Annotated in this window: 13 protein-coding genes, 1 pseudogene and 1 riboswitch; of the genes and pseudogenes, 6 read left to right on the top strand and 8 right to left on the bottom strand. The window is 39.6% G+C overall.

Going from position 1 to position 19,862, the window contains the following annotated elements; all coding sequences use genetic code 11:
* Positions 1-55: 55 nt before the first annotated feature.
* Positions 56-766, top strand: a complete 711-nt coding sequence (locus tag GRQ40_RS01455; RefSeq protein WP_159719230.1) for a DsbA family oxidoreductase — start codon at positions 56-58, stop codon at positions 764-766.
* A 176-nt stretch (positions 767-942) separates the two neighbouring features.
* On the opposite strand, the gene GRQ40_RS01460 is transcribed toward GRQ40_RS01455, so the two are convergent.
* Positions 943-2,913: a lipoteichoic acid synthase gene (locus tag GRQ40_RS01460; protein ID WP_066148981.1), complete on the bottom strand. Its 1,971-nt coding sequence runs from the start codon at positions 2,911-2,913 to the stop codon at positions 943-945.
* Between the two features lie 651 nt (positions 2,914-3,564).
* A pseudogene (locus GRQ40_RS18880) lies at positions 3,565-3,726 on the bottom strand (GNAT family N-acetyltransferase); the annotation flags it as partial.
* 351 nt (positions 3,727-4,077) lie between these two features.
* Between GRQ40_RS18880 and GRQ40_RS01465 the strand changes: the two are divergent.
* From GRQ40_RS01465 to GRQ40_RS01480, 4 genes are all read left to right on the top strand, one after another.
* Entirely contained in the window at positions 4,078-5,415 is a 1,338-nt protein-coding gene (locus GRQ40_RS01465; RefSeq protein ID WP_370514194.1) for a TrkH family potassium uptake protein, read from the top strand.
* 147 nt (positions 5,416-5,562) lie between these two features.
* Positions 5,563-5,706: riboswitch (cyclic di-AMP (ydaO/yuaA leader) on the top strand.
* Positions 5,707-5,821: 115 nt separating this feature from the next.
* Entirely contained in the window at positions 5,822-7,651 is a 1,830-nt protein-coding gene (locus GRQ40_RS01470) for an APC family permease (RefSeq protein ID WP_066148983.1), read from the top strand.
* Between the two features lie 129 nt (positions 7,652-7,780).
* Positions 7,781-8,446 carry a sporulation membrane protein YtaF gene (ytaF, locus tag GRQ40_RS01475; RefSeq protein ID WP_066148984.1) on the top strand — a complete coding sequence of 222 codons (666 nt, stop codon included), beginning with the start codon at positions 7,781-7,783 and terminating at the stop codon, positions 8,444-8,446.
* A gap of 441 nt (positions 8,447-8,887) precedes the next feature.
* Positions 8,888-9,856: a sporulation protein gene (locus tag GRQ40_RS01480; protein WP_159719232.1), complete on the top strand. Its 969-nt coding sequence runs from the start codon at positions 8,888-8,890 to the stop codon at positions 9,854-9,856.
* A 525-nt stretch (positions 9,857-10,381) separates the two neighbouring features.
* Here the strand turns inward: GRQ40_RS01480 and GRQ40_RS01485 are convergent.
* Both GRQ40_RS01485 and GRQ40_RS01490 read right to left on the bottom strand, forming a co-directional pair.
* Positions 10,382-10,846, bottom strand: coding sequence for a DinB family protein (locus GRQ40_RS01485; protein WP_066148986.1), 465 nt, complete (start codon positions 10,844-10,846; stop codon positions 10,382-10,384).
* A 534-nt stretch (positions 10,847-11,380) separates the two neighbouring features.
* Positions 11,381-12,382, bottom strand: a complete 1,002-nt coding sequence (locus GRQ40_RS01490) for an acyltransferase family protein (protein WP_044742564.1) — start codon at positions 12,380-12,382, stop codon at positions 11,381-11,383.
* Positions 12,383-14,433: 2,051 nt separating this feature from the next.
* Between GRQ40_RS01490 and GRQ40_RS01495 the strand changes: the two genes are divergently transcribed.
* Entirely contained in the window at positions 14,434-14,817 is a 384-nt protein-coding gene (locus tag GRQ40_RS01495; protein WP_080862520.1) for a hypothetical protein, read from the top strand.
* A 116-nt stretch (positions 14,818-14,933) separates the two neighbouring features.
* Here GRQ40_RS01495 and GRQ40_RS01500 read toward each other — a convergent pair whose 3' ends face one another.
* From GRQ40_RS01500 to GRQ40_RS01515, 4 genes are all read right to left on the bottom strand, one after another.
* Entirely contained in the window at positions 14,934-16,295 is a 1,362-nt protein-coding gene (locus tag GRQ40_RS01500) for an IS1182 family transposase (RefSeq protein ID WP_159719233.1), read from the bottom strand.
* A 134-nt stretch (positions 16,296-16,429) separates the two neighbouring features.
* Entirely contained in the window at positions 16,430-17,071 is a 642-nt protein-coding gene (locus tag GRQ40_RS01505; RefSeq protein WP_080862521.1) for an ABC transporter ATP-binding protein, read from the bottom strand.
* Positions 17,072-17,087: 16 nt separating this feature from the next.
* Positions 17,088-18,605, bottom strand: a complete 1,518-nt coding sequence (locus GRQ40_RS01510; protein ID WP_080862522.1) for a hypothetical protein — start codon at positions 18,603-18,605, stop codon at positions 17,088-17,090.
* A 3-nt stretch (positions 18,606-18,608) separates the two neighbouring features.
* The gene (locus tag GRQ40_RS01515) at positions 18,609-19,391 is read right to left on the bottom strand and encodes an ABC transporter permease (RefSeq protein ID WP_080862523.1); all 783 of its coding nucleotides are present in this window, start codon (positions 19,389-19,391) and stop codon (positions 18,609-18,611) included.
* Between the last annotated feature and the right edge of the window lie 471 nt (positions 19,392-19,862).

Genomic DNA, 19,862 nt, shown 5'->3' on the forward strand with positions numbered 1-19,862 from the left:
GATTTTGGATGATTCGCTACAATAGACAATACAGATTGAATGTGGAGGAGATCCAATGAAAATTGAAGTATGGTCAGATTTTGTCTGTCCGTTTTGCTATATTGGAAAACGGAGATTAGAGCAAGCACTTGAGCAACTTTCGTATAAAGACCAAATTGAAGTTATTTTTCGCAGCTTTGAGCTAGATCCGAATGCAAAAACACAAGATGATATGACGATTGTGGAGCATCTGGCTGAGAAGTATGGCATTTCCACCGAAGAAGCAAAACGAATGACTGACAATGTGGCCAAGCAGGCAGAATCTGTTGGTTTAGTGTTTCGTTTTGAGAAAATGAAGCCATTGAACACATTCGATGCTCATCGCCTCACTCAATATGCGAAAAAGCAGGGGAAGATGAGCGAAATGGCTGAAAAGCTGTTTTATGCCTACTTTACTGATTCTCGAGAGATCAGTGATCATCATGTGCTAGCAGAGCTTGCTGAAGCCATTGGCTTGAAGGGGGAAGAAGTAAAGCAGATGCTTAAAACAGAACAGCATGCCGAAGAGGTAAGAAGTGATGAGGCAGAAGCGCAACGCTTCGGTGTAAGAGCCGTTCCTTTTTTTGTTGTGAATCGCCAGTATGCGATTTCAGGAGCTCAGCCGACAGAGATATTTGTGCAAGTTTTGCAAAAAGCATGGGGGGAGCAGCAGTCTTCATCTCGAAAAGAGATCGCGCCAAATGACGGCGCAGCTTGTGAAAATGGCAGCTGTTCGCCGCGTTCATGAAAAAATTCATGCTGAAAGCGCTGATTCAAGGCTATATGGCCGTCCTCCTACAGTTTATTTATCGATCGTGAAAAAACGGGGCTCGGTTTTGACAGAACCGTCTGTTTTCAGCAAGGCCGTGTTCATTGTTTCGATAAAACATCATGGAAAAAAGGGAGCTTTACACAGCTCCCTTTTTATTTTTGCTCTATTTTTTCTTCTTTTTTGTCTTCGTAATTATTGTAGTCGTATTTTGTTCGATCGACTGGCTTAAATCCTTTCGGTGTATAAAAGCGCAATAGATCTTCATAGACGACTTTATCAGAAAGGCTTAATTTTGTTCGTACAATTTGTTCGTCACGTTCGATCTCTTTATTTTTCTCAATTGGTTCGCCTGTTGGCGTTTCGTAATATTTTCCATTGATTGCTGTAACGGTCGGAGTGACGAAATCACCATTACGGAATGGCACAATTTGTTGATGATCTGGCGACAATAGATCCGTACCGAATTGAATATAATTTTTCGTGTCAATTCCTAATAAATGAAGCACTGTTGGCAATAAATCGATTTGTCCGCCATATTGGTGCATCACGCCGCCTTTTACTCCCGGAACACGGATAAATAACGGTACTCGTTGCAATTGTGCATGTTCAAAAGGAGTAATTTCTTTACCAATCACTTGCGACATGGCTTCATTGTGATTTTCAGAAATGCCGTAATGGTCTCCATACAAGATGATGACCGAGCGATCATACAAACCAGACTGCTTCAAATAATCGAAGAACTCTTTGATCGCTTCATCTAAATATCGAGCCGTTTGGAAATAACGGTCTACTGAACCATCACCTGTTGTCGCAGGCTGAATCGTTGCTTCCTTATCATTAATCAAATAAGGGAAGTGGTTGGACAACGTAATAAATTTAACATAGAACGGTTCTTTTAATGTTTGCAACAACGGTATGGACTCTCTAAAGAACGGCTTGTCTTTTAAACCATAGTTTAACACGTCTTCGTCATTCATATCATAGTAGCTTGCATCAAAGAAATGGCTAAATCCGAACGATTTATAAATTTCGTTGCGGTTCCAAAATGTTTTATAGTTGCCGTGGAATACCGCAGATGTATAGCCAAGCTGGCCTAAAATCGCAGGCGCTGCTTGGTACGTATTTTGTCCTTTTGTTGTAAATACCGATCCTTGTGGCAAGCCAAATAAGGAGTTCTCTAGCATAAATTCAGCATCAGACGTTTTCCCTTGTCCAGTCTGATGGAAAAAGTTATCAAAATACATGGTGTTAGGGTCGCGTGTTAACGAATTTAAAAACGGCGTAACTTCCTGTCCATTTAATTTGTAGTTAATGAGGAAGTTTTGGAATGACTCTAAATGAATATAGATGACGTTCATTCCTTTTGCTTTACCAAAATATTCAGGATTAGGCTTTGCATAAGTCGCTTGCACATGGTTCAGTACGGTCGTGACATCGCTCTTATTCGCAAATGCGCGTTGTGTCGATGACTTCATGCTTTGAATCGCATCATAAATCACATAGTTATACATACCCAAATATTTGACAATATAGTTACGGTCAAACGTTCTTGTTAGCAGCTGCGGACGGTCAATTTCCGCTAGCGCCAAGTTGGTAACAAACGTAAAAATGGCGGTAGCAAACAGCAAGTTCTTTTTATAGCGCTCTAAGAAAATAGGCTGTAATTTTGCGCGCTGTTTAATAATAACAGCAGCGATAATGATGGTATCTAAGAAATAAATAAAATCGTACCATTTTAACAGCTCTAATACACTTCCGCCTAAGCTGCTGAAATTGTTCGTCTGCGTTAGAGTCGGAAATGTGATAAAGTCGCTGAAAAAGCGATAATATACAATGTTAGCATATAAAATAAACGACAAAACAAAATCAATCAAAATCAGCCAAATATATGAACGCTTTCCTTTAGCCAGCAAAGACAGACCTAAGAAGAAAAGCGCCGAACTGACGGGATTTATAAACAGCAACCACTGTTGCATAGAGTTGCTGATGCCTAGATTGAATTCCATTCGATAGGCAGTATATGTTTTCATCCAAAACAATAAAACCGCTAATGCAAAAAAGCGGAGGTGTGAGTCGGATATGCGCTGGAACCATCGTATAACACTACTACTGATCCCCTTCATCTTTTTATTCACCTCTATTTTCTCTTATTCTCTCATTCTAGATTTTTAATATATGGAGCACGAATTGCATTTATGACCAATTGCTGAGATTTATATATAAATGTCTAACTACTATATTATACAGGAAAACGCTCATGTCAACTAGCATAAAGTTGTGAATATTCTTTAAAACAACGAAGCACATGGCCATTAAGCAGCAAGTATTCTTTGTTTTTAGAGCATTTAAACGTTCAGCATAAAAAGTTGGGTCGTTCCCTTGTGGAATAATTTACCTCAAACAAAATGAAAAAGCAACTATTATACATGTGAACATTTACATCAATATGAAATTTGCCTGTTTTTTGCGATCAATCGATTAGACAACATGGCTTATAGACAAATCAATGTGTCTGGGAGCGTCTGGTTGTTCGATTTTGGGTCGCGCTGGAGCGTAACCGAGACAAGTCACGGATTTGTCTCCAACTATCGAGAATATGGAATTCGGTTTTTGAGTATATGTCCCATCTTTTAGTTGTATCTAAGCATAGGATTCGCGGGAGATCGTGATGCTTAAAAATGAGGATTGCCAATCTTGCATTTATCACAGTTTGGCAAGCAAAAGCTCGTCGCGAATGGGAATATCATCCTATCTATTCAATGGACTGCTTGGTTTTAAGCTCCTTGCCTTTTCTGCAGCATTGGGACATACTTGAATAATCGGATCTCCTCTGTTTTGATAAAACCGCAAGTTGTGATCAGTTCCATACAGCGACAGCCTTGTTTTTGAGCAAACATTTCCAATGTCGTCAATAAAGCAGTGCCTATTCCTTTTCCCTCTTCGCGTCTGTTTAATAAACCATTTCACAAACGGCTTCTTTCATAAATATATGCGAGAAGTCCTGCGATGTCTCCGCAATAATTAAGTGCAGCAAATCCATTCAGTGTGCTCCATTCGTATATTCCTATGGAAATGACCATGGTTGAGCTGCCCGGTGTTCGCTGAAAAAACGTTGGACGGATTTAGGATCAAGCTGATGAATCGAAACGATCTTCATCTTTCCACTCGTTGTTATTCTTTGCTAAAATCATGGTACAAGACAGATGCATTTTTTGGTATATTTTTGACATGTATGATGAAGGGTAAGGAGTATCAGCCGTGTGACTAAGGGAGGAAGGCATAACATGATGAATATGAGGAGATATATATTTGACCCTCCGAAAGTGCTAGTGGCGGGTTTTGCACTCATTATTTTGCTAGGTGCAACGCTATTAACGCTTCCGGTTGCTACAAACGATGGCAAGGGACTTCCGTGGATTGATGCTTTATTTACAGCGACATCAGCAACCTGCGTGACAGGGCTTGTCGTAGTGGATACAGGAACGACGTTTACGTTATTTGGACAGCTGGTGATTTTAGCTTTAATTCAGGTTGGCGGTTTAGGGTTTATGACCTTTGCCACATTTTTTGCTTTTTTAATCGGCAAACGCATCTCATTAAAAGAGCGGCTTCTGCTTCAAGAAGCATTAAATAACTTGTCAATTGAGGGAATCGTCCGGCTTGTCAAACGGATATTGGTGTTTACAGTAGTCATCGAATTGATCGGGGGGCTGCTGTTGACGATTCGCTTTGCCTTCGATATGCCTCTAGCAAAGGCGTTTTATTTTGGAATGTTTCATGCCATTTCCAACTTTAATAATGCTGGATTTGATTTAATGGGCGAATTTCGCAGCCTGACAGGATACGTGGAGGACCCTGTTGTCACTCTTGTCGTATGTGCATTAATTACGCTTGGCGGAATCGGGTTTATCGTTATGAACGAAATATATGAATACCAGCAAACGCGCCGCTTTTCGTTGCATACCAAATTAGTTTTGATAACGAGCGGCCTGCTTGTTGTGTTCGGTACGCTGTTTATTTTTTTATTGGAGTTTCATAACTCCAAAACATTGCAACCGTTGTCCCCGTTGGGGAAATTTTTGGCATCCCTTTTTCAAGCCGTAACGCCGCGAACTGCTGGAGCGAACACATTAAACATTCCGGATTTAACGCAGCCTACGCTGTTCCTCATTATTTTCCTTATGTTTGTCGGGGCATCGCCAGGGTCGACAGGTGGAGGAATTAAGACCACAACTTTTGTAACCCTTTTAGGGGCGGTTTGGTCGCAAATTAAGGGAAAAGAAGATGTTACTTTCTTTAAGAAACGGATTGTTTATGACACGATTTATAAGGCATTGACCGTGACATTAAGCGGTTTATTTATCGTCATAGTAATTACAATGCTGTTAACGATTACAGAGCCCGGCCAAGATTTTTTAATGATTTTATTTGAGGCCACATCAGCGTTTGGTACGGTTGGTTTGTCGATGGGATTGACCCCGCAGCTGTCTCCGATCGGAAAGGTGTTGATTATGTTAACGATGTTTGCCGGCCGTGTAGGTCCGTTGACGATTGCTTATGCTGTTACGTTGCATCGCAAGCCCGATCCGTTTCGTTATCCAAAGGGGAGAATTATGATTGGATAAAAAACGTTAAAAATCAAAGCAAGCGTGAGAAAACAGCAAAAATAAAAGTAAAACGACAATAAAATACGGTTATTCCTTCCAAATCTCTTCTTTCTGCTTCTTTACAATAAAAATCGAAGAGAGTAAGATAACACCTATAATTCATAGATACATGAATCGCTGAATCCGTTATGGAGCGGGGGAACCAATATTGTAACCATTTTGTTACTTGGGGTGAATCCTTAAATAGGAGGGGCTACTCTCATAGTCCCAACCCGACAGCTAACCTCGTAAGCGTTTTGGGAGGGATGTGGAGCGCGCTGTGCAACCGTTAAGGACATCCTTGACGGTTTTTTGCGCTTTTGGGAATTCTATGTGTAAGCATAAAAAGTTCATGAGAAACCGATCGTTAAAAGGAGTAGAAATAATGGCGTCATTAAAACGTTTATTAATTGGTTCGCCGATGGAGACGAAGCGGCTGAAGCATGAGAAATTGCCGAAATGGAAAGCGTTGGCTGTATTCTCATCTGATGCTCTATCATCGGTTGCGTATGCAACAGAGGAAATTTTGCTTGTGCTGATGTTGTTAGGAACGAGCGTGTTTTTCTATTCGTTGCCGATTGCGTTAGCGATTATAGTACTGCTTTTGGTTGTCACACTATCTTATCGGCAAATTATTTATGCCTTCCCTTCAGGCGGGGGCGCCTATGTGGTGGCGCGGGATCATTTGGGCACGACGACAAGCTTGGTCGCTGGTGCAGCGCTCATGATTGATTACGTTCTTACGGTGGCTGTTAGCATTAGCTCTGGTGTTGCGGCGCTTACATCGGCTTTTCCCGCTTTGCTTTCTTGGAAAGTCGAAATCGCCGTACTTCTTGTGCTATTGCTTATGATTTTAAATCTTCGCGGCATTACAGAATCCGCCACTGTCTTTGCGTATCCGACGTATTTGTTTATTATTTCTGTACTTGTGTTAATAGCTGTTGGCGGATGGCAGCTTTGGCATGAAGGGTGGAACGGATTTAATCATAAAGAGCATGCTTCTTTTGAACATTTCTTTACATCTGGATATAGCATGTTTATTTTGTTTCGAGCGTTTGCATCCGGATGTTCAGCTATGACAGGAGTAGAGGCCATTAGTAACGGCGTTCCCTCCTTTAAGCCGGATTGCTCCAAAAATGCGGCGCTTACGATGGGATGGATGTCTGTTTTATTGGGGACGATGTTTTTAGGGATAACGATTTTAGCTACAGGCTTTGGGGTAACACCTGTAGAGCATAAAACCGTTATTTCACAGATCGGCCATCATGTGTTTGGCAACAGCCTACTCTTTTATTTATTTCAGCTGATTACGATGCTTATTTTAGTTTTGGCGGCGAATACAAGCTTTGCTGGGTTTCCGCAGCTGGCATCCATTATTGCAAATGATCGATTTTTGCCAAGAAGTTTAGCGGCACGAGGAGATCGTCTAGTGTTTTCAAACGGTATTATTTTGCTTAGCGTATTAGCGATTCTTTTAATCATCTTGTTCCAGGGAGAAACTCATTCACTCATTCCACTTTACGCTGTTGGGGTTTTCCTCTCCTTTACGATTGGCCAGGGAGGAATGGTGAAAAAATTATGGAAGGATAAGAAGCGTGCTACTACATTAGCTATGACGATGGCGGGTATGATCGCAACAGGATTGGTAACGATTATTACGATTGTGGCTAAGTTCACGCAAGGAGCATGGCTTGTGATCTTGTCTATTCCGCTTCTCGTCATGATGTTTTACCGAATTCGTTCTCACTACGATAATCTGGGCGAACAGTTAAAGCTTGATGAGCAAGAATGGGAGAGCCGAGAAAAGGTGATGAAACCAAAAGTGGTCATTCCGATTTCAGGAGTGAGTAAACTGGTAGCCCAGTCAATTCAATATGCGAGAAGTATTTCTGGGGATATTACCGCTATCTCCATTGTCTTTCATGAGGAAGAAGAGCAAAAGCTGCGCGCGAAATGGGAGAGATTTTATCCAAATATTGAATTAAAGGTCATTTATTCACCATATCGGACGATTCTTTCACCGATGCTCGACTATATTAGCCAACTGGAAAAAGAGACAATGGGAGCTCCTATTACAATTTTAATGCCGCAATTCATTGTGAAAAAATGGTGGCATACGCTGTTGCATAACCAGACAGCCATTTTCTTGCGTTTCTTTTTGATTTTGAAAAAGGATATTGTCATTGCTACATTGCCATATCACTTAAAAGAATAGCTGCAGGAAATGTCGAGGCAGGGAAAAATATTTCCCCGGAAATCGAACAGTGTCGAATATGGTATATAGAGTATGAACGAGTTTCCCTTGCGATTGGTGATGCATATAGTATCGCAGGGGGAACGAACAATGCTAAAATATGTATCTATGGTGATGTTGGCTTTAGCGGTAAGCCTAGATAGCTTGAGTGTTGGCGTGACATATGGGCTGCGGAAGATGAAGTTCCCGCTCTCATCCATGATTGTCATTGCTCTGTTTTCTGGCGCCATGTTGCTAGTATCCATGTACGTCGGAACATTTCTTATACCATGGCTGCCTGTTCGGGTCGAGCAATCGTTGGCTGCATTCATTTTAATTGCGCTAGGTGTATGGGCGATTTACAATGTATTAAAAAAGCGTGAAGATGAGCTTGAAGAGGCGATGTCTGAATCACCTGCCACTTCAAAAACAGTGAGAATATGGCGTGTTCATTTGAAGCGATTTGGGATTGTCATCCAAGTACTGAAGCGCCCTTCATTAGCCGATCTTGATGGATCAGGCAGCATCAGTGCAAAAGAAGCGATGCTCATCGGTTTCGCGTTATCAATGGATGCGTTCGGTGCCGGCCTAAGCGCTTCATTTCTTGGATATCAGCCGCTTGTTCTTGCTTTGCTCGTATCTGTCATGAACGTAGTCTTTATTCGTTTTGGCCTGAGAGCAGGCTACAAATTTTCGAATGTGAAAATCATGAAAAAAGCGACAATGGTCCCGGGAATGATTTTAATTTTTCTCGGGTTGATGAAAATGTTTGTGTAGCCTAAAAAATCCTAAAGGCCTTGCTTGCCTTTAGGATTTTTTGAATCTTGCTTTTGGAGAGCATAAGTGTTCCGTTATATTTATCCATCGTAGAAATCGGATGGAGCGAATAGTTTTCGGAAAAGAAAGTCATGGATTTTTTCGGCACCCGAAAGCAAACGTTACCGTGTTTTTGCTAACCAAATATGTAAAAGAGCCATAGGCAACGCGCTTTTTCATAATGAACGCGGTATTGCCCGAACATTCGCTTGCTTAAAATCAGCCTGAATTTTACATGTTTAAAAGCTAAGCTTCGTTTGACTAACCTGCGGCTTATTGAACATCATCCACCGAGAAGTCTCCCGTCTCTTAATGGAGTGGAGGAGTTTTTATTCGTTTGCTTGAATCCTTCTTTTGCCTTCGTTCGTAAACAAAATAGCATAATCATGAGGAGGGTAAAGCATGTTTAAGAAACTATTGTCGAAGCTCGGTGTGGGCTCTGCAAAAGTGAATCTTATTTTACAGCAGCCCCATGTGCGACTTGGCGAAAAGATAGAAGGAGAGTTTATCATTGAAGGAGGAACGGTAGAACAGCATATCCGCAAACTCGATGTGGAACTGCATCTTATTGTACGTCATAACGGCCAAGAATATCGCCGCGCAGTAGCAGTCATTCCGGTTGCTCCGTCATTTACTGTGCATGCAGGAGAGAGAAAAGTATGGCCGTTTTCTTATATCGTTCCGCTTCATTTACCGATTACACGCTACAGCGTTGATTATATATTTGTTACACGTCTTGATATTGCTGATGGAGTCGATGCGATGGATAAAGATGCTGTGCGGATTTTGCCGCCAGCTCCATTGGAAAAGCTGTTTGCCGCATTGGACAAGCTCGATTTTCGGGAAAAAGCGGATTCTGGAAAAATCACTACGTATGGCCAGGAGTTTGCGTTTTTCCCAGTAGGAGAGTTTCGCGGCATCATTCAAGAAGTGGAATGTTTCGTTTTCTTTGAAGAACAGGGACTGCGCTTGCGGCTGGAAGTAGATGTGTTAAGCGGATCTTATGGCTATGGGGAGATAGAATTAAAACGGGATATCTTTTTCACATATGATGAAATGAATGAGGAAGAAGCCGTTATGCAAAAGCTTCGTTTATTATTGCAGGAAATGGTGCAACAGCCTCGTGTTCATCCCAGTGTCCATTCCTCTCCTTTTTATCCGCAGGCTGCTCCATACAGCTCTCATTCTGCACGTCATTCTCACGGAATGATGGGGGCGATTGGCGGATTTGCGGCCGGAATGCTTGCGGGCATGGTGGCGGAAGAACTGCTTGATGATGTCATAGACAATGCCTTTGATCTGGATGATGGAGTAGAAGATATCGTGGATGATTGGTTGGACGGAGATGATGATGGCGGCGATTGGCTGTGATGAACGGAACGGTACCGGTTCATTTTATGCTTTTCGCTTATTGATTGAAATGTGAACGCAAGTGGTGAGTGATTCATTAGCCCTTTGTCGTGTGGCTAGTGAATGGCGTATAATCTAGCCAAATGCACGTTCACCATGAATCAGAGAAGCGCTTGGCAGGAAAAGGGGACGGACGGCCAAGCGCTTTAACATCTAGAGAAATAAGCAAGCACGGTTATTTATGAACGGCGCCGCATTTTTTAGTGACGTTTTTCTCCATTTTTATATATATAGTAAATGGCGATGGGCCGATTGTTATGAGGTGGAGAAAAACATGAATACCGACATCCGCCATTTGGCATGGCATAAGACACTAGAGCTGCATGAATGAATGGGTGAATAAAAAAGCCATTTTGTTCAGTCTTCTGTTTCATAAATAACGTGGCAGGAGGGCAAGTCTATAGACTTGCCCTTTGTTATCGGTTTTACAAAGATGGCTTATGATGATAGGAATGCCAACCATGTTTTCGCTCAAACCATTCTTGGCTAACCACGTTTAATGAAGAATGGAAGCGTTTCGTGCCCCATTTCGCGCACATAGACAAACAGTTGGCCTTTATGGTGGATTTCGTGGTCCATGGCTGTTTGCAGAAATTGGGCAACAGAAAAAGGCGCGCCAAAAATTTTGGTTAGATCAAGCGTACGCTCAAAATCCTCATCTGTTAAAGATTCTAACAAGTTTTTTGTTTTTTCTGTGTACACTTCCGCTAGCTTACGAAGGTCGGTTTCATTTTCTTCGATTTTTTCAGTCAATACCCTCGGATTTCCTTCTTTCGCTGTTTGAGCGAACTGATAGAAGGTAAACAGCATATGGGTAGCCAGTTCCTTTGCCGACATAGAAGTTGGCGCCGGCTTGTAATCGTAACGTTCAGGCTCAATTTTTTGAATGAGTTCGACCGTTACGTGGCGATGTGATAAAAAGTATTGGACAAATTGCTGAGCGCGGCTCATAAACAGTCTCTCCTTTGATCATCAAATTTTTCCTAGCCTTATGTTAAAATGAAAATCAGTTTTTTGCAAAAAATAGGTTTTCGATTGGGCTCATTTGGCTTGGAAATAAGGGGATGCTCTTTGTTTCGTTGACCGGCTATGTGTTTTGGTTAGGGGAATTTTGCCTTTGTTCGTTCGTAACACGCAAGGATTGATCATGGAATCTGCAGCTTTTTCACAAAAGCGGTTTTACACGGTGTTCATCCTTCTGATTGTATGGATCTGGGATTGGATGTGCAAGGTTTGCCTGCTTAGGAAAAGGCTCAGACAAAAGGTTAGTTTTTAAAAAACACATGGCGATCGTTTGCTGAGTTTTGCCATCTAAATGGAGGAGGATGCGGAATGAAGATACATATCGTTTTTAGCAAGCAACGGCAGGAGGACTAGAAGTGGCGAGATTGAAATAACGGGAGTATATTTAAGAGGAGTGAAATATAAGCAGGGCGCTGCGGGGATTTACAGAGGAATCCTTGATCCCCGCAACATTTCTGCTTATCATCGAGACAGCAGCTGCTTTTTCAAAGGAATGCGGCATTCTGCAATCGGTTTGACGATACGAATGACGGGTCTGCTTCCCAGTAAAAATATCAGGGCTATTGAAATAATGATTAGTAACGGATAGCCGTTAATTTTAGCAATGATATCCGGAAAAGGCGTCGCGTCGTGCAAATATTTTAAAATAAACCCATGCAAAATATACACATAGAACGTTCTCGTCCCAAGCGTAGAAATGGTCAACTTTCTTTCCGGAATCAGTGCCAGAAAACAAAACGTCATGAAAAAGCTAGCCATATACAGAAGCAGCTTAAAGAGAACGCCTGTTTCCTCGCTGACGCCTAAGGTCGTGTAGGATTTGGAACCGTACAACCATTCTGCAGATGAGCTAGGAGCCATCCAGTAAATGACCAGAAAAGCGCATAATAAAGCGACTCCTGCTGCGAGGCGAAAGCGCTTTTCCAACAGAATCGAAAAATGCTTCTTTTTCAGCAAAAAGCCAAATAAGAAAAACGGAAAAAACGTAAATGTACGAGACAAGCTTAAAAACTTTTCCACATCGGTAAATCCGATAAGAATCCCTAGCAATATGGTTAAACCAATCGAATAGATTTTCGGCAGCTTCGCGAAAAGATACAGCATCACATTCCACGTAAACAAGCTTAATAAAAACCATAGTCCCCAATGCGGAACAAGAAAATCTAAAGAAAGATCGTCTTGTTCATACAAGAAGGCATAGTAAAGGGAATAAATCAGCTGGAAAACAAAATACGGAAGCAGAATTTTCTTGGCCATCTTTTTTAAATAGCCTTTTTTATGGAAGTTTTTTGAGAAATATCCTGAAATCAAAACAAACGCCGGCATATGAAATAAGAAAATCCAAACATACACACTATGGACCAATTCGTTTTTTTCGATATACGGACGCAGAAAATGTCCTAAAACCACCAAAAAAATCAGAAAGAGTTTCGCATTATCAAAATAATAATCTCGCTCTTTCATTTTTTCCTCCCAATCCATATTTTTATTGAAGATGTACGGCATAGGTTCATCATATAAAACCTATTCTAACATAAATTTTTACAAAGAAACTGTGCATTTGCTTCTAGGAAGAATGTGCTAAATGATTCATGCAACTTGGAAAATAGACAAAATTTCGGAATAATGCGGTACTTCTGTACTGTAAAAACAGAATATCTTTTGCTTGATGGCTACCCGTCATTTTCATGGCAGTGAGAGGTTGGATGATTTCGAGCTTTGTCACGCGAATACATAATGAAGGCAAGTCTACAGAAAGATTTTTGATTGTCAAGTTTCCAGCGCAAGGATCTTCTAACGACAGATGTGTTGGTGATCCAATAAGAATCAATGGCCATCGCTTTTGTTAAGTCCGATCAGTCTGTATTTTTTAGTAAAATAAAGTACAATCCACCCTTGTGATATGCATATTCGATCAAATGCTCAACTGTTCTAGGCATGTATTCTCTTTTGCAAAGCCCTGTTTGGCTGCTTTCATGACTCTTCTTTAACGCTCCATTAAGTTTCAATTTTTAATGTATCAGCCTTCATTATTATTTCTCCCTTGGCCCAGTTACAAATAGAGACTGTTAACTCAAATGAGATAGGAGCAGAAATGAAGTTAACAGCAAAAATTGTAAAAGACGATTCTGAAATGAAAGCAGTGGAAGCAAGAGAGAATAAAAACACGTACATCGCTACTTAACTATAAAAAACAGATGGATGGACTATTGAAATATATGATTTGAACGGGTTTAAGTCTTCAGTCGATACATTTATGAGTAATAAAGTCAAATGGCAGCTAAAGTGGGCAGTGGAGTTATTGGCTTTGTCGTTACATTATATCTAGCGCCAGAACCTACGTGGTCCAAAATATTAGCGGGTTTATTAACTGAAGACTCAGCTTCAATTGCTTATGCAGAAGGTAAAGCCATATAGAATGCGTATATGGATTCCAAATATTACTTGGCAAGAGTGAAGGTTTAGCATATATACAGGAGTAAGGGGGGATTTGGTATGTGGATAGAAATAACAAACAATACTTCCTATATTGTTCCCCCCTTATTCGATCATAGCGGTACAGAAAATCAGAGCCGGAAGCTTCTCTCTTTTACTTACCGTTTGGATGTTTTTAGCTTTTGGCGGAATCATTGTTTACCTTATAATCTGGCATCTCTATTTAACAGGAGACATAAATCGGCTTCCTGCTCATAAATGACCATTCCGATGATGTCGGGGGGCGAAAGAAGTGTCACTGCTGCAAAAACAGCCATACGTCATCGCTGCTGATCCTCCATTTTTCTCGACACCTTCGCTTTGGCCGTATTTGCGATCCGCTTTTTTTCTGTGACTCATTCGCCATATTCCCCTTATTCCGTTTGCCATTACCGGATCGTGCTGGTTGTTGTTATTGATCTCTTATCATTCTAAGCATATGCCGCCTAGCGGAGCCTTTCCGTTGGGGGGTTTTGAGTTGGGACGAATGAAAATATAGGTATTTTCCGCAATCAAAATTGTGGAAAATACGGATGTTTTTTCTCATTTTATTTGATAGATTAAAAGCAAGAGTTGTAAATCTTGAAAAAGACAGGAGAACGATAGGGGGGATTCGAAATTGTAAAAAACGATTGAAATTTGGGAAATGTAGTGAAACAGTAAGATTCTTGAGGATCTAAGTTTTATGTCTTATCCGCATGATGTATATCAATCTCTTCAACCTTTCCGTTATGTCTTAAAAAGTCGAAGGAGAGCACAAACCGTTGTTTTTATCAACGGTTGAAGTACTATTTCTTGTCCTTATGTAGCTCTTTAGGACCATTGAGGGCAAGCGAAAAAAGAGGATGGATAGCCAGCAGGTATCGAAATATCTATAATGCTTTACGTTATACGTTCATTTAACAAAATGTTAAAATCAAATACTACCTTGATGATTAACTATAATTTTACAAAAATTCTCAAATACTATATTTTTCATTGAATATCAAAAGTTAATTTTATACCAAATGTATAAATTTTTTAAAGGATGGTGTTTTAATATGAAAAAGAAAAAAATTACAATTTTAGGTCTGGCTATAGGTTTGATAGCATTTGGTGGAGCAGTACAAGCGGGTACTAGTTGGTCCGAATACAACACAACTGTTGGAAAATTTAACGGAAGTGGGTACACAGGTTACCAAACAAAAGCTTATTCGGGGACATATGGTGAATTGAATTCGTCTGTAGTCGGCGGTTCATACACTGTTGATGCAAGAATGCAGGCAAGTTCCGGCACGGGTTCTTGGGTCAGAAGTGTTACTGATAGTGATTATCGTACTCTACCAAACTCTGTTCCAAGTGGAATAGAGTGCCGTGTCCAATTCAGTAACGATCTCACAACACCAGTAGATGTTCAAGTATCGGGAAAATGGAGAAGTAATTAATAAGGAAAGTCAAAAACGCTGATGTTCACTGAACATCAGCATTTTCAAAGTGTTGAAAAAGTCAGGCGTCAAGAAAAAGTTCACGGAACATGTGAACTTTTTCTTTTCTTTTGGCTTTACATTTGGTACGTTAAAGATAGGCCATAGAGTTGAAGCGATCGTAATTTGGCCCATTTTTTTAGGTTTTGGATCATGGCGGTGATCCAAACCTGAATCTGTACGTATCGAACTCCTCGGTACCGCGCAAAGCGAAGACCGTGGAGTTCTTTGCTTTCTGCGAAACTTCGCTCGATCGTGGCGGGACGAACTGATCGCAACACCTTGCCCCTTGCCGATAACCGACGATTCCTCATTCGATCATAGATGTCTTGATGAACGGATACTCGGAAGACGCGATCCTTGGGGCCTTTGGCGGCAGGACATCCCGCACAGCTTCCTTTCATAGCGGGTCGATATTCATGATAACCGGTACGGGTGGAGGTCGAATAGGTCAATTTCACCCCACACGGACACGCATACACATCGTCCGCGACCCACCGAAACTGTGCCGAACGACAATCGGGGTGTTCTTTTCGATGAACACGTCGATACGATATATACGCTTCCATCCCTTTGTTTTCGAGTACTCGCCCAAGTCGTGCGTTATAATAGCCGGCATCCAAGACGATTTCTTTTGGAACCATACCGACTCGCTGTTGGACTCGCTCGATTCGATCCATTAATACGCGATGTCCTGGTACTGTCGCAGCGGTCACATACGCGTCCAAAATCAAGTTGTGAAGGGTATCCACGATTCGATGATCATGAAAGGCAAAGAGACCTCGTGGGTCATGTTTGACCGATAGGCCCGCGTCCGGATCCGTTGTACTGCAGATGATGGTTTTCGTCCTTTCTTTTGCGGCTTGAGGAGGAAGGGGTTTTTTTCCGTGCTGTCGTCGTTTTTCATTCACGAGTTTCAACACCTCCTCCTCTTCTTGATCCACCACGGTCTGAACGACTTGGATCCGTTTGCGTTTATTAGCGTGGGCTTTTAACTCGGTTTCATCGGCTGCCCACGTGTCGGGCGATAAAAATCCTTCTTCATGAATTTGTCGAAGGACACGCTCAAACATCGATTCCCATACTTGGGGATCGACTCGATGACGGAGGAATTTGGACACACTCGAGTGACAAGGAACGGAATCGTGAAGGGAAAGACCTAAAAACCAACGATAGGTCATGTGTTGTTGGATTTGTTTACAGGTAAATCGAACGGAACGAAACCCTTCTAGGTATTGGATCATGAGGATTTTTACCAAGATTAAAGGGTCGATGGAAGGACGGCCTGTGTTCATCGAGTAAAACGGTTGGAGTAAGCGATACACATGATTCCAATCCATGAAACGATCGATTTGAACCAACACATGATTCGAATCGACCATGGACTCATACGCTCGACGGTTTTCTTGAATTTCTAAATTCGATCGGTAGAAATACATAGGGGAGCTCTCCTCATCGGTATTTCCTTCATATATATCATAAAAAAACGATTTTGTCGTTGACAAAATCGTTTTTCAACAGTCTGAAAACGCTGATGTTCACTGAACATCAGCATTTTTGACTTTTTCCATCATTACAGTTCAACAGGTTCTAGTTTATGTTTATTGATACGGAACACATGATCACAAAGAATGTTAATATCTTCCTGATTATGACTTGTAAGTAAAATTGTACGTCCCTCATTCTTGAAAGATAATAATAGATTTCGAATTCTATCTACACTTTCTGCATCCAAAGCATTGAATGGTTCATCTAGTATAAGCACTTGTTGATCTTCCATAATTGCTTGGGCAATAGCTAATTTCTGCTTCATACCTAAAGAATAATGCTTAACTTTTTGTTTGGCTTGTGATTGTAACCCAACCATTTCCATTGTTTCGAAAATCTTTCCATCGCTAATTTTCCCTCTGATCAGTGCTAGTTCTTTTAAATTTTGAAACCCAGTTTTATTCGCAATATAACCTGGACGATCTATAATAATACCAAAATTATCTGGGAATCTTTTGCTCTTTCCTATCTCTACCCCTTCAACAATAATTGTCCCTTCATCTGGGAATACAAATCCACATATCATCTTAAACAAAACAGATTTACCAGAACCATTTGGTCCTACAATACCGTATATTTTCCCTTTTTCCACATTTAAGTCAACGCCGTCAAAAAGAGTTAACCCCTTATACGCTTTACTTACGTTTTTTAGTGAAATAATAGACATACTTTCACCCCACCTATTATATTTTTAAACTTCGTTTAAACAGGTAATTAACTACAGAAAATGCAATAGCGTTCATTACAATGAGAATTAATGTTAGGTAATACGGTGAATAATCTGCTAAGTAAACAATACCATTCAGTCCCACTGGTATTATACCTGCCACATTAACACCCGGGAGCATTAGAATCATGAACACGCTCACTAAAAGCATGCCATGTATCGACTCTTTGCTTACCCAAGAGACAATAAAAACAGCAATTATATAAAAAACAATCTGTAAGAAACCGTTGATAAAGAAGTGGTAAATAACTTCATATAACGGATTTGAAAGTATTGTCACATAAAAACTGGTATTCATCCTAAAACAAACAGCTATCACTAGAGAAAGCCCCATCAATGTGAATAGAAATAAAGCTACTGCTATTAATAATCTCTGCATCCAACTCCAAAACCATTTGTTTAAACTCCTAAAACGAATAATTTTATAGTAACCTAGCTGTTCAATCTCATTACTTAGAAAGAGCAATTGAACCAAATAAATGAATCCAAAGAATACAATTAAATAAAAGAAAAAAGGAATATACGCGAAACGTTCAGTGCTAACACCAATAAAAGACATTACCCAAACATCCCAAATGGTTACATCAGCAGATTTTATTAATGAGTTAGCTGTTGAACTTATACCTATTACACATAGAAAAAAATAAATTCCAATGGGTATATAGGACTTTATTGATTGAACATACACTTTTTTATTTAGATCCAAAATTTGCAAAAACAAAATACTAAGTATACCAAATACAAGGATAACAATATAGCTTAAGATTGGGGAATTAAAAGTATTAACTCCTTTGGCAATTGAAAAAAAAGTTGTTGGAGACAGAAAAGCAACTTCCCTAGGTAATAACTTAAATCCTACAATGCTTCCAAGAAAAATCATTACACTAATTGAAAGCACGAAATATTTACTTTTAGTTAACACATATACAATCGCTAAAGCTATATGTAGCAACGAAAATATTAACGTTAATAAAATCAACTGAGCCGCGAATGCAGATATTGGTGTTTCAAAGAACTTTACTAGTTCATCAAGAGTATTAGTAAAATGTTTTGTTTTGCTAAGCTGACTCCAATCCCATGAATAAGGGAATCCAATCATCATAAACAGAGATACAAAGACCCATAAAAACAATAAAGGAGCAATTTTCATCCAGAAGTGCTTAAGAGAGCTGTACACCCATTTTTTAAATGATCCTAAACGAATTAAAATTTGGTAATCAAAATTCACAAAAATAGATTTTATCGAAAAAAATAACATAATAGGAATAATAAAATAAACAATAAGGTACATATCATTGAGTAAACGTAAAGTAATATCCCAATTATTAAAATATACTTTCTTTTCGTAAGCAGCCTTAACAATTTCTTTTTTCAGCATAACACCATAAAAGTAAAAAATAACTCCTATCGCTAGCCATTTAATACTAATTACATCTTCAAGATATTCTTTCATACGAAAAATTCCTTGTTTCATACGTTATATCATCCATTCTTTTTGGTTTCGCATAGAGAATACAAAGATCCCTATTAAAACGATTAGTAGAAATGAAAACGGCACCAGTACAGTCCATAAAGGTTGTCCTTCAATATTGAATGGAAAAATAGTGCTCAGTGGCGAAAACATTGGTACATTGAGTACACCCGTTACGAAGTTGAAAATATGATAAAAAAGAAACGGAATCGATAAAGCCACAAAAGGATTGTTTAAGTTGAGCAATAACATAAAGGCAATAGTAGAATAAACTACTCCATTTATAGAAACCCAAAAGGAATAAATCAATCCATATGTTAAGTCCCCATACGATAAGAGCTGTGAAAAAGTTACGGTAGGTATATGTGCATTCTCATCTATAGGAGTATAAAGAATGATTCCTAGATTTGGTTCCAAATACATTATGAAAACAAACGGAAGGAAAATTAACAAAAATATAACGAATCCTGTCAAAAAAGCGTTTATTAGTCCTTTGCTGAGTAGATAAGTATTCAATGGAATTCTAGTACGAGTATAAGTAATAAATTTATTTCTTTGTTCTTGTAAAAAGGAAGGCAAGTAAATGATAATAGCAAGAGCAGGAAAAAGTAACGGAATAATCGCTGATACTGTCTCTTGAAATACTTCAATAGGCTTATAAAACTGATACCCTTCATTGATCATACAAAACCTTATAGTCGGTAAAAGGATAATAATAGCTATCCACATCAATAAATTTTTGGCTGTATATGCTCTTTTTAGCTCAACTAATAACTGATTGCGTAACATCCTTTTCACCTCTTAATATGTCTTTTATCGTAATAATTTTATTCATTCACACCAAAAAGTTTAAGATATTCTAAGGATACTTCTCTTGGTTTTTAGTGAAATACACACCTACAAATCAACACTAATAAACTTAATATTTAAATTAATTGTAAGGGATTCGAATGATACAATTAAATTACTCTCTAGACGTAAAGTAAATTTTAGAATCAATGACAAGTAATAAAAACTACGAATATCCAGTACTTCCAACGAAACCAATATTGATCTGTTCCGTAGCACAACCCTTTTTAAATAAAAATAAAGTAGGTATCTACTTAACTTATTGTTTTCAAAAGTAAAACCAGGCTTCCGAGAATTCGATTTCCTCAATTCAGTATTAATTGTATAAAGAGATTCTAAGAACAAAGGATTCCTCAACAAGTAGAAGTTCCATCTCCTCTGAGTTCATTAGTGTAAATTTTTTCTATTATC

Origin of the sequence: Anoxybacillus sp. PDR2 (assembly GCF_009834045.1) — a bacterium.
Taxonomy (GTDB): domain Bacteria; phylum Bacillota; class Bacilli; order Bacillales; family Anoxybacillaceae; genus Anoxybacteroides; species Anoxybacteroides rupiense.

Coding starts and splice junctions, on each gene's coding strand:
- GRQ40_RS01455 (WP_159719230.1), top strand. CDS start 56: ATGAAAATTGAAGTATGGTCAGATTTTGTCTGTCCGTTTTGCTATATT.
- GRQ40_RS01460 (WP_066148981.1), bottom strand. CDS start 2,913: ATGAAGGGGATCAGTAGTAGTGTTATACGATGGTTCCAGCGCATATCC.
- GRQ40_RS01465 (WP_370514194.1), top strand. CDS start 4,078: ATGAATATGAGGAGATATATATTTGACCCTCCGAAAGTGCTAGTGGCG.
- GRQ40_RS01470 (WP_066148983.1), top strand. CDS start 5,822: ATGGCGTCATTAAAACGTTTATTAATTGGTTCGCCGATGGAGACGAAG.
- ytaF (WP_066148984.1), top strand. CDS start 7,781: ATGCTAAAATATGTATCTATGGTGATGTTGGCTTTAGCGGTAAGCCTA.
- GRQ40_RS01480 (WP_159719232.1), top strand. CDS start 8,888: ATGTTTAAGAAACTATTGTCGAAGCTCGGTGTGGGCTCTGCAAAAGTG.
- GRQ40_RS01485 (WP_066148986.1), bottom strand. CDS start 10,846: ATGAGCCGCGCTCAGCAATTTGTCCAATACTTTTTATCACATCGCCAC.
- GRQ40_RS01490 (WP_044742564.1), bottom strand. CDS start 12,382: ATGAAAGAGCGAGATTATTATTTTGATAATGCGAAACTCTTTCTGATT.
- GRQ40_RS01495 (WP_080862520.1), top strand. CDS start 14,434: ATGAAAAAGAAAAAAATTACAATTTTAGGTCTGGCTATAGGTTTGATA.
- GRQ40_RS01500 (WP_159719233.1), bottom strand. CDS start 16,295: ATGTATTTCTACCGATCGAATTTAGAAATTCAAGAAAACCGTCGAGCG.
- GRQ40_RS01505 (WP_080862521.1), bottom strand. CDS start 17,071: ATGTCTATTATTTCACTAAAAAACGTAAGTAAAGCGTATAAGGGGTTA.
- GRQ40_RS01510 (WP_080862522.1), bottom strand. CDS start 18,605: ATGAAACAAGGAATTTTTCGTATGAAAGAATATCTTGAAGATGTAATT.
- GRQ40_RS01515 (WP_080862523.1), bottom strand. CDS start 19,391: ATGTTACGCAATCAGTTATTAGTTGAGCTAAAAAGAGCATATACAGCC.